Below are 1553 nucleotides of genomic sequence, written 5' to 3' on the forward strand. Positions count from 1 at the left end.
CATGTTGGACAACGCGGCGCTCAAGGACCTCGTGGGAAAGAATGTATGGTCCGCCCCGTCCGTGCAAGGGTCGTAACAGCAAAAATGACGCTTCCAGTTGTATAAATGTATCCGGCCTCTCGCGAGTGGACTGCTGTTGCAGCCAGGCCATGATGAGATCCGCGCACGCCGTTCCCAATAAATGGTTCGGGCACGAAGCCCGCTTTTTTGCACAGGGCTTACGGCGTGTTGATCCACTGTTTCGTCATCACTGTTCCCGAGCCTTGCAATCGAAGCCAGAAGCGTCAGGTGAAGGCAGGATCTCTGCGCTCGTAGAGTGCCTCCGGGCTTATTCAAAACCACCCAGACAATGCGGGCCATTTTGGCGGCTAGAGCGACAACGGCCTTGTTCGGATGCATCCGAGCCTGGAGCCCGTCGAGCCAGCTTCCCAAGCGATCGCGTGTCCGGTCCAGGTGCCGGAAGCAGGATCGCGCGCCATGCACTAAAAGCTTTCTCACATAGCGATTGCCGCGTTTGCTGATGCCAAGCAACGTCTGTTTTCCGCCGGTCGAGTGTTGTCTGGGCACTAATCCCAGCCAGGCAGCAAGGTCGCGGGCCTTGCGAAACTGCAGCCCATCACCGATCGCGGCAAGTACAGCGGTCGCACCCAATGCGCCGATACCAGGGATTGTCATCAGCCGGCGTGTGACGTCCTCTCGGTCGGCGACTGCTTCGATCTCCTTTGTCACTTCGCGGATCCGTTCTTCGAGGCGCCGGAGATCGGCGAAGAGATCGCCGACCACGCGACGCATCACTGGTGACAAATCGTCTTCTTCGTCATTCAAAGCGCGCGGCAATTCGAGTTTGAATATTCCAGCACCCTGACGCAACGGTACCCCGTACTCGAGGCAGAAAGCTCGCATCTGATTGATCAGGCGTGTCCTCGAGCCGACCATCTGGTCACGGATTCGAAGCAGCGCTTGAAGGTCGACCTGGTCCTCCTCCTTCACGGCGACGAAAGCTGTCGCCCATCTGCGGGAAGCATTCGGGATGAGCGAACGGCGGGCGTGTAAAGCCATCGGCTGCTGCCGCATGACCATGAGATATCGGACGACCCGGGCGGACGACGCCGGCCTTCGCCAGCGCATGAAGGCGATCGCCCAGGAGCGCCGCCGCTTCGGCTATCGGCGCCTGCACGTGCTGCTCAAGCGGGAGGGCTATCTGATCAACCACAAGAAGCTGTTCCGGCTTTACCGGGAGGAGAAGCTTGCAGTGCGCCGCCGTGGCGGCCGCAAGCGGGCAATCGGTACCCGAGCCCCGATGACGGTGCCGATGGCGCCGAATGACCGCTGGTCGCTCGACTTCGTATCGGATCAGCTCACGGACGGCCGCCGCTTCCGCATCCTGACCGTGGTCGATGACTGCACCCGCGAGTGCCTGGCGCTGGTGGCTGATACCTCGCTCTCGGACAGCCGGGTGGCGCGGGAACTGGACCGGCTGATGATCGAGCGCGGCAAGCCGAAAATGGTGGTCAGCGACAACGGCAGCGAGCTGACCAGCAACGCCATCCTGA

Annotated in this window: 2 pseudogenes; one reads left to right on the forward strand and one right to left on the reverse strand. The window is 61.1% G+C overall.

What is annotated here, in order from left to right:
* Nucleotides 1-284 precede the first annotated feature (284 nt).
* Nucleotides 285-999, reverse strand: a pseudogene (locus AC628_RS40460) (IS110 family RNA-guided transposase); the annotation flags it as partial.
* A gap of 1 nt (nucleotide 1000) precedes the next feature.
* On the opposite strand from AC628_RS40460, the pseudogene AC628_RS40465 reads away from it, so the two are divergent.
* A pseudogene (locus AC628_RS40465) lies at nucleotides 1001-1553 on the forward strand (DDE-type integrase/transposase/recombinase); the annotation flags it as partial.

This window comes from Bradyrhizobium sp. NAS96.2 (assembly GCF_001908235.1).
GTDB lineage: Bacteria > Pseudomonadota > Alphaproteobacteria > Rhizobiales > Xanthobacteraceae > Bradyrhizobium.